The following is an 8381-nucleotide window of genomic DNA, read 5'->3' as shown; positions in this document are numbered from 1 at the left end:
ATTCCGCAGGAGTCGCCACCTTCCGCTTCATTCAAAGGTATCTCTTAGTATCAAAACAGTTCTTCTATAAAAGAACAAGAATCATACAATTACTGCCCTTGGTTTTGTTCTCTAGATATGGTGCAAAAGAGCGGAGAAAAACGTACTGCTCCTGCAGTGCTGCGCACTTCGTCGCAAAGAATTGACCTCGCTAGCTTCGGGTAAGTCTTGCCTGCGGGATAGCGAGACAGCCGAGACCCCGGAAGCACGCGATAGCGGGCTGAGGAGGCTTGGCGCTCGCCCGCGGCAAAAAATATGTGCTCCTGCAGCACTTCGTGCTTCGTCGCAAAGGCATTGCCCCAATACTTGGGTCCATGCCTTCGCGGCTGTTTTGCGGAATATCGGCTATTAAAAAAATCTAAAAAAGCTGTCCCTCGATGAGGAACAGCTTTTTAGCGTTCGAAATATTGCTCGTATGGGTTAACGTCAATCTTCATTTCTGCTAGTTTTTTACGCAGAAATTTGTGGTCGCGTTTGGGTGTTGCCAGGATATAGCCTCGGATGATGTGTTCGAGCTGGATTGATTTCGCTTTCTCATCCAGCAGGATTTGCCCGATGCGTCCGGCGATTTTCTGTTTCGCCACGGGGCGGAACAGATCCGGAACTGGCTGCACCAATTCGTTCAATAATGCTTTTTCTTCGGAACCCCATAAATGTATGGTTTTGTCGACATAATATTCTTCCCAATTTAAATCCGACAGTCCATCACTTTTCGGCATGGACTTGAGGAATTTGCGGAACATGAAATAGCCGCCTATCGCAAACAATCCGACGAGCACCACGACCCAAAAAAGGATAAACCATAAAAACCAGCCATCTAGTGCCACTTTGTTCACCTCTTTTATTCGTACCTAATTTCATTATAGAAGGCTTTCTGAAAAAATTCATTAAAAAGGTGTCCTCTTTTCGCATTTGTGTCTATATAGCGAATGAAAGGAGGTGATTGACATGGCAGTAGGAGAATTCAAGAGCGCAAGCATCCGTTGCACGCTGGACAACGGCGTGGACGGCGAAGGGAAAACGGTCAAGAAAGTGAAAGCGTACCACAACGTAACAGACGCAGCAGGTGCCAATGAAATTTTGGCAGCGGTTACCGTCTTAACAGGATTCGGCACAAAGCCGTTGATGTTCCTGGAAAAGCAGACGGCCCAGAACATTTACGCTTAATAATTTAAAAGGGGGAAACGGAAATGGCGAAAACATTGGAATTGATTTTTGAGACGGGGGCTGGCAAAGACGTGACTTTGTCGGTTGAAGACCCGCGGGAAGATCTGACGCAGCTGGAGCTCCAAACCGGTATGCAGACCATCATTGAACAGAACATTTTCCACGTGCAAGGTTCGGCATTGGCGCTTGCGAAAGCGGCGCGCATCGTGGAACGCAACATCTTTGACTACGAAGTCTAAAACAGCATATTAAACAGAATCGGCTCTCCTGCAAGGGAGGGCTTTTCTGATGGAAGCGGGGGGAGAAGGATGGATGAGTGGATGCGATTGATCCAAGAAGTGGGATTCCCGATATTTGTATCTTTTTACTTGATGCACCGGGTGGAGTCGAAACTTGTGGCGATCCATGACGCGTTGATCACGATGAAAGTTTCCTGATGTCACGGTTTTGTCGGAAAGTCCGGCGCGCGACGATTGAACCCTGTTGCTGGATTCGCTAAAATGGTGGGGACAGGACGGAGGAGACCGCATGAAAAAAAGAATGGCTCTTTTGGCCATCGCAGTGCTGCTGTTATTGTCGGCCTGCGGCAATGAAACGATCGAAGACTTCTCATATACGAACCAGCGCGGCGAAACGGTGACGAACGACAGCCTCAAAGGCGAACCGTGGATCGCTGCTTTTGTCTTCACCAATTGCGATACCGTGTGCCCGCCAATGACCGCCAATTTGGCGTCGATCCAGGAAAAATTGATCGACCAAGGCATCGAAGACTACCGGATTGTCACGTTCAGCGTAGACCCGGTATCGGATACGCCGGAGAAAATGCAGGAATACTTGGCAAAGTATTCGGTTGCCGATGAATCGAAATGGAATTTGCTGACGGGCTATACCCAGCCGGAAATCGCGGAATTCGCGAAAGACAATTTCCAGGCGTTCGTCAAAGATGATCCGAACAGCGACCAAGTGGTCCACGGCACGACCTTCTATTTGATGGACGGCAACGGCGAAATCGCCGAAACTTACGATGGCTACATCGATGTGCCGATTGATACGATCGTCGACGACATAGCGAAACAGCTGGACTGAAATTGATATTCTTGAACAACCGAAAAAGCTGCCGATCCCAAATGGATCGGCAGCTTTTTTGTGTTGTTTGGCTTACAAGCCAGTTTTTTCTTTTGCCAGCAAGTCGCGGATTTCAAGAAGCAACTCTTCTTTTTTATCCAGTACTTCAGGCTCTTCTTCAGCGGGTACATCTTTTTTGCGCTTCATTGAAGTGAAAAGACGGATGACCATGAAAATTGAAAACGCGATAATTGTGAAATCGATGATCGATTGCGCAAATGCGCCATATCGCAGTACTGCACCATTAAAGGTATAAGACCAGTCTTCAACACTGAAACCGCCAAGCAGGATTCCCAACGCTGGCATAATGATGTCATTTACAAGCGACGTGATGATTTTACCGAAAGCGGCACCAATTACGACCGCAATGGCCAAATCAAGCACATTGCCCTTTAACGCAAATTTCTTAAAATCTTCTATCATAGTATTCATCTCCTCTTTAGACATTGTACAGGGGAAAATAATTAAATACAACTAAAATTCGGTATTTTTTTGATGAATATTGTGAAGCAGGAAGAAAAAGGAACGTAAAGGTGGCCTAGGCGCAGTATTGTTTAGTGCCCGCTTTGTTGGTAGTATTAGGGAATAAAAGAAGATTATTTATGGTGCCAGTATCAATAGATTACTATAAGAGTTGGTTAATGATTATTCTTATAGATACTCCGCAAAACTACCTCGCTTGCCGCGGGCAAGACATTGGACGAAGCGCAAAGCGCTACAGGAGTAGAGCTTTATATTTTTTAGAGCTTATCCAGCGCCGGCGCGTCAAGGGGCTAGGCAAGGAAATGGCCAAATGGAATTTGGACCATTTCCTTTGCTTCGAAGCTAGCGCAGCGATGCAGAAGCAGAAGGGTTTTAGCAATAAGACGGGTGTTCTTTCCCGGCTTATTGCGGGAGCCATGCCCAAAGCGGTCGAAGCGGTTTTAGTTAGGATTATCTTTATTTTAGATAAAGCAAAAAATCATAAAAAAATTGAATCTAGCAAAAGAGGTGCATCTCATGGAAGCCATTTCAGCGAACGATAAAGCAAAGAACTTTTTTGAATATATGCTGGCATTGAACAACCTGGTCGGCAAAGTGGTAAGGGATTATACGGATTACGAGAAGAATTGGCAGCTCGAAGACTTGGACAAATTGGACGGCTGTTTTACAATAGGAAACTGCCACAATAGCGAAAACCTCGTGGAGATCCACAGGCCCACAATCACCAAAGCGGAATTGGTGCCGCCCGCCCCTAAACCAAGCTTCAAAGAGTGGCTCAATTTTGACCCGAAGAAAGAGACGGCTGTCCCGTCCTACATAACGATGAAGACGGAAGACTTGGGAGATGGCGAACAGAAAAAAGAGTATTTCATCGATGACGCACAGCGGCTGGCGGCTTTTGAGCAATGGGTGCCCCTGTGGAAAGAATGGGCCGGCAACATTAAAAACAAAAAGCATACTCTCGACACATACGAAGACTTCTTCGAGCTTTTTTCGCGTTTTGAAAAAGAAGGCGAAGCGCTGGAATTTGTCTATGGGACGGGCCTTTTTGTCTGGCATCATCCCGATCCGAAAATCGGAATCATTCGTTCGCCATTTTTAACGAGCAAAGCCGAACTAGAATTGGACGCGTCTAAAGGCGTAATTGCCGTGAAATTGGTCGACTTGGAAACTGCCGTCGAGCGGGAAATCTTCTCCGGAATTTCCATACCGAACATCAATCCCATCAATCAATTATGGCGTGACGTCCAGGCACGGGAAATTACAGAAGATTTCTCCGATTTCTTCACGCAGTTTGTCCAAACATTCGACGCCAACGGCAACTATGTTGCGGAGCAGTCAGCGAAAGTTCCTGACGAAGATCCGGTGATATATAAGCACGAAATGCTGTCGCTGCGCATAAAAAATGCTCGGGTACTAAGAGATGACCTGGCAGGGATCATCGATGGCATTTCGACCGGCGACTTGGAATTATCCGATACCGTGTCTGCCATTATCGGGGAACCCATCAAAAACACGGCCGTTGAAGAAAATGGAGCTCTTTCAAACGGCGGAGCGGCCAGCGACAATAACCTGTATTTCCCGCTTGAGTCGAACGAGCAGCAAAAAGCCATCATCCAGCGCGTTTCGCGCCATCAAGGCGTAACGGTACAAGGGCCTCCTGGAACAGGGAAAACCCATCCGATTGCGAATCTGGTTTCCCACTTTTTATCGGAAGGGAAAAAGATTTTAATCACGAGCCAAAAAGAAAGTCCATTAAGAGTCTTAAAAAACAAGATTCCTCAGGAAATCCGCGATTTATGCGTACCGGTTCTTGGCGGCGGGCGCGAGTCGCTGCAGGAAATCGAGCAATCGATCCGCGTCATCGGCGAAAAGCTGGGTGAACTGGATGTCCCAAGGCTGGAACGGGAAATCGAACGCGATAAAGACGCGTTGAACCGCAGCAAGCGCGAAGAAGCCCGTTTGAAAAACCTGCTCAAGGAATACGCGGAAAAAGAAGGCACAGTCCTCCAATTCAAAGGAGAAAAACTGTTCAAATACGACGTCGCCAAACGCCTGTCGGAATCCGATGTCCATTACAGCTGGATTCAAGACAACGTGGCATTAGACGCTGAATTTCCGCTGAACCACGCTTCGTTCAAAGAATTGTGGCAGCTGAAAAGCGAAACTACCCAAGAAGAGCTTCTTCTGCGCGATCTTCATTTGCCGAAAGTGGAAAAGGACCTTCAAAACGCACCTTCTTTTGCGGCGTTCATGGAAAGCGAAAACAGCTTGAAGGAAGCGAATGAAGAAGGCAAAGCCGTCTTGCAGAAATACGGGCTGCCAATGGACGAGAATAAAATCAAAGCGCTGCAAAACGAGCTGAATGAACTTCTCGGCATGTCGGGGGTGCTGGAAAACAAAGTCTACCAGTCCATGATTGATGATTGCCGTGCCGGCGGCCACCGAGAAGAACGCTGGCGGACATTGGCCGACAAATTAGCAGGTGCAGCCGACCGTTTATTTGCGGCGTATCATATTCTCATCACCCATACGATCAACTTGCCGGAAAAAAGCAGCGAGGACTTGAAAAGCGACTTGGCGATCGCAAAAGAACCGCTGCAAAATGGCAAAAAGCCCAACTTCGTATTCTTCATGATGAAAGGGAGACAGGCGAAATATTTGTTTGAAGAGCCCGTCCTGAACGGCGAACCCGTTAAGACGCTGCAAGACATCGAGGTGCTGGATACGCATGTGGAATACGAGTGGGTCAAAAAAGAAGCAGCCCGCCTGTTCAATGGCAATATGGAAGACATCGGCCACAGCGTGATCGACGAAAACGAAAAGCGCTTTCCGCATCTTTTGAGTGAGCGCTTGAACGAATTGCAACTGGTCTTGAAAGCGGTGGATGCAGCACAAAACACGAATAAGAAAATGACGCCGTTCGGCATGAGGAACATCAACCTCTATTCAATGGATGAAATCAAGCAGACAATCAGCGACTTGGCAGCGGTGCAAAAACGGATCGAGTACTTGAAATGGGAAGCGCAGTTTAAACAGGAACTGGCCCAATTAACAGCGCTAAGCGCCAGCGAAAACATGCATCCGATTGCGCGGGATTTTGTCCAAGCCTATCAGGAGCAAAACCTGTTGCAATGGACGCAGTTGTTGAACAAGCTCGAGGCCTTGCATAAAACAAAAGCCAAAGCGAGCCGTTTCTATCAATTGCATGAAGAGTTCAGCGAGATTTTGCCGCAGACAGCAAAGCTGCTTGAAATGACGGCCGGCTCAGAACTGGACTTTCCCGAACAGCATAGAGACGCGTTTGAACTGAAAAAATTGCAGACGTGGCTTGATGAAACGAAAGATACGAATACGACGCTCCTGAAAAAACAGCTGGAAGAAGAACACGTCGAACAAAAACGCTTGATCCGTGCAATCGTCAGTGCGTCCACTTGGAAAAACCAAGTCAACCGCATCACCGATGAAGAAAAACGGGCATTGTCTGCCTGGAAAACCTATATCAAACGCTTCGGCAAAGGCAGCGGGAAATCGGCACAGCGCAACCTGCAAGGCGCCAGAGAAGAAATGAAAACCGCACAAAGCGCGATTCCGGTGTGGATCATGCCAATCAGCCAAGTGCTGGAAAACTTCCCCGTGACCAATGAAAAATTCGATGTCATCATCTTTGATGAAAGCAGCCAATGCGATTTGTTCGCCATCAACGTACTGCTGCGTGGCAAGAAAATCGTCGTCGTCGGCGATGACGAACAAATCAGCCCGCAATCGATCGGCACGAAGCAAGACGACGTATTGGAATTGGTGCGCCGCCATTTGAAAGGCATCCCGAACGCCGATCTTTTCGACGGCAACCTGTCGCTATACGAAATCGCGGAACAGACCTTCCCGAAAGAAGGCAAATTGATGCTGCGGGAGCATTTCCGCTGTGTGCCGGAAATCATCCAATTCTCGAATGATATGAGCTATGGCGGCGAAATGATTCCGCTGCGTTTGCCGCTTGATGAAGACAAAATCGATCCGCCGGTGACGGCGATCAAAGTCAACGACGGATATATCGATGACCGCCGAGATGTCAACGAAGCCGAAATCGACGCCATCGTTGCCGATATGGCGGATATGGTTCAAAATCCGAAACTAAAAGGGCAGACATTCGGCGTCATCACGCTGCTTGGCCAAGACCAGCATAAATTGCTGGAATCCCGCATCCGCCAGGAAATCGGCGACCGCGAATTCGTGGAGCGGAAAATCATCTGCGGCAATCCGTATACGCTGCAAGGCGACGAGCGGGACATCATCTTCCTGTCGATGGTCACAGCGCCGAACCGCCGATTCATGTCGCTGACGAAAACGTCCGACAAGCAGCGCTTCAACGTCGCGGCGAGCCGGGCGAAAAACCAGATGAGGCTTTACCATTCAGTTGATCTGGAAGAGCTGAACTCCGAAGATCTGCGCTACCGCTTGTTGAGCTATTGCCAAAACCCGACACGAATCAATACAGAAGCCTTAAACCTCGAAGAACTTTGCGACTCGCCGTTTGAAGTCGACGTTCTCCGCATGTTGCTGGCCAAAGGCTATAAAGTGACGCCGCAAGTCAAAGTCGGCCAATACCGCATCGACATGGTCGTCGAAGGCTTGCGCGACCGTTTAGCCGTTGAATGCGACGGCGAAAGATGGCACGGCCCGGAAAAATTCGAAGAAGACATGAAGCGCCAGGAATCGTTAGAACGCTCCGGCTGGAAATTCTGGCGTGTGCGCGGCAGGGAGTTTTACTTCGACAAAGCAAAAGCGTTGGAGAGCCTGTGGGTGCAATTGGATGGCCTAGGGATTGAACCTGTGAAGGATCATCAGTTGGTGGAATAAAATTTTTATAGTGAATGACCTAAAGCAGCCTCCGGTAAATATACTGGAGGCTGCTTTTCGTAGCATCATCGCGCCAAGGTGTCAGATGCGTAGCACAATTTAAGAATGGTTAAAAACATTGCGTCTGCATCGCTTCGCTAGCTTCGACGCAAAGAAATCGCCTCAAATTCTTTTCGCCGATTTCTTGGCTGACGCGGGGGCGCAAAGGAAAGAATTCGCTTTGTATACACTTCTATTCTATAAACCATGATTGTAATCACATCGAACTGAAGTAATATGAGAACAAAGTTTAACTTAAAGGGGAGGATCAGTTGAATGGACAAGAAAAACAATTACGACTACTCAAAAATTCCATTTACCGGTTTGGGTTTGATATTCGGAACTGCAATCGGTGCAGCCTTAAGTCTTATCATTACGGGAAATGTTATTTGGGCTGGGGTAGGAACCGGAGTTGGACTGGTTATAGGTGCAGCGATTGATAGCATGAAGAAACGGAAATAGTCTTTTTGCATAATGAACAACTCTGGGGGTTCTGGTTGATAAACTGGAAATAGAGCCAGTAAGATATTTCTAGTTGAATAAATAATGATTTATAGTTTAAAGAGAAGCCTTTCAGTAAAATGAGAGGCTTCTTTTTATATTAAAAAGAGATTTTAATTATCAACAGCAATGTTACTTAGATTATCCTTTACAAATCAAACTATTTA

Annotated in this window: 9 protein-coding genes; 7 read left to right on the top strand and 2 right to left on the bottom strand. The window is 47.5% G+C overall.

Features of this window, described 5'->3' with window-relative positions:
- Positions 1–431: 431 nt before the first annotated feature.
- Positions 432–866, bottom strand: coding sequence for a DUF2621 domain-containing protein (locus QMA09_RS16675; RefSeq protein WP_290213932.1), 435 nt, complete (start codon positions 864–866; stop codon positions 432–434).
- A 121-nt stretch (positions 867–987) separates the two neighbouring features.
- Between QMA09_RS16675 and QMA09_RS16670 the strand changes: the two genes are divergently transcribed.
- The 4 genes from QMA09_RS16670 (at position 988) to QMA09_RS16655 (ending at position 2292) form a co-directional block, all read left to right on the top strand.
- Positions 988–1206 (top strand): DUF1659 domain-containing protein, encoded by a 219-nt coding sequence (locus tag QMA09_RS16670; RefSeq protein ID WP_290213931.1) that lies wholly within the window; start codon positions 988–990, stop codon positions 1204–1206.
- 23 nt (positions 1207–1229) lie between these two features.
- Positions 1230–1445 carry a DUF2922 domain-containing protein gene (locus tag QMA09_RS16665; protein WP_290213930.1) on the top strand — a complete coding sequence of 72 codons (216 nt, stop codon included), beginning with the start codon at positions 1230–1232 and terminating at the stop codon, positions 1443–1445.
- Between the two features lie 69 nt (positions 1446–1514).
- Complete coding sequence (locus tag QMA09_RS16660; protein ID WP_135503621.1) at positions 1515–1643, top strand: YvrJ family protein; 129 nt, start codon at positions 1515–1517, stop codon at positions 1641–1643.
- A gap of 91 nt (positions 1644–1734) precedes the next feature.
- The gene (locus tag QMA09_RS16655) at positions 1735–2292 is read left to right on the top strand and encodes an SCO family protein (RefSeq protein WP_290213929.1); all 558 of its coding nucleotides are present in this window, start codon (positions 1735–1737) and stop codon (positions 2290–2292) included.
- 72 nt (positions 2293–2364) lie between these two features.
- Here QMA09_RS16655 and mscL read toward each other — a convergent pair whose 3' ends face one another.
- A complete protein-coding gene (gene mscL / locus QMA09_RS16650; protein ID WP_290213928.1) occupies positions 2365–2754 on the bottom strand; it encodes a large conductance mechanosensitive channel protein MscL in 390 nt (129 codons plus the stop codon).
- Positions 2755–2933: 179 nt separating this feature from the next.
- Between mscL and QMA09_RS16645 the strand changes: the two genes are divergently transcribed.
- The 3 genes from QMA09_RS16645 to QMA09_RS16635 all read left to right on the top strand — a co-directional run bounded on the left by QMA09_RS16645 (position 2934) and on the right by QMA09_RS16635 (position 8175).
- Positions 2934–3356, top strand: a complete 423-nt coding sequence (locus QMA09_RS16645; RefSeq protein ID WP_290213927.1) for a hypothetical protein — start codon at positions 2934–2936, stop codon at positions 3354–3356.
- Positions 3331–7674 (top strand): AAA domain-containing protein, encoded by a 4344-nt coding sequence (locus tag QMA09_RS16640; protein ID WP_290213926.1) that lies wholly within the window; start codon positions 3331–3333, stop codon positions 7672–7674. The genes QMA09_RS16645 and QMA09_RS16640 overlap by 26 nt, the downstream gene beginning before the upstream one ends.
- Positions 7675–7989: 315 nt before the next feature.
- On the top strand, positions 7990–8175 hold the full coding sequence (locus tag QMA09_RS16635) for a hypothetical protein (protein WP_290213925.1): 186 nt from the start codon (positions 7990–7992) through the stop codon (positions 8173–8175).
- The last annotated feature ends 206 nt before the right edge of the window (positions 8176–8381 follow it).

Source organism: Planococcus sp. APC 3906, assembly GCF_030407685.1.
Lineage (GTDB): Bacteria > Bacillota > Bacilli > Bacillales_A > Planococcaceae > Planococcus > Planococcus koreensis.
Note: the sequence above shows the minus strand (reverse complement) of the source record. Positions and strands in the feature narration are given on the sequence as shown.

Coding starts and splice junctions, on each gene's coding strand:
- QMA09_RS16670 (WP_290213931.1), top strand. CDS start 988: ATGGCAGTAGGAGAATTCAAGAGCGCAAGCATCCGTTGCACGCTGGAC.
- QMA09_RS16665 (WP_290213930.1), top strand. CDS start 1,230: ATGGCGAAAACATTGGAATTGATTTTTGAGACGGGGGCTGGCAAAGAC.
- QMA09_RS16660 (WP_135503621.1), top strand. CDS start 1,515: ATGGATGAGTGGATGCGATTGATCCAAGAAGTGGGATTCCCGATATTT.
- QMA09_RS16655 (WP_290213929.1), top strand. CDS start 1,735: ATGAAAAAAAGAATGGCTCTTTTGGCCATCGCAGTGCTGCTGTTATTG.
- mscL (WP_290213928.1), bottom strand. CDS start 2,754: ATGATAGAAGATTTTAAGAAATTTGCGTTAAAGGGCAATGTGCTTGAT.
- QMA09_RS16645 (WP_290213927.1), top strand. CDS start 2,934: ATGGTGCCAGTATCAATAGATTACTATAAGAGTTGGTTAATGATTATT.
- QMA09_RS16640 (WP_290213926.1), top strand. CDS start 3,331: ATGGAAGCCATTTCAGCGAACGATAAAGCAAAGAACTTTTTTGAATAT.
- QMA09_RS16635 (WP_290213925.1), top strand. CDS start 7,990: ATGGACAAGAAAAACAATTACGACTACTCAAAAATTCCATTTACCGGT.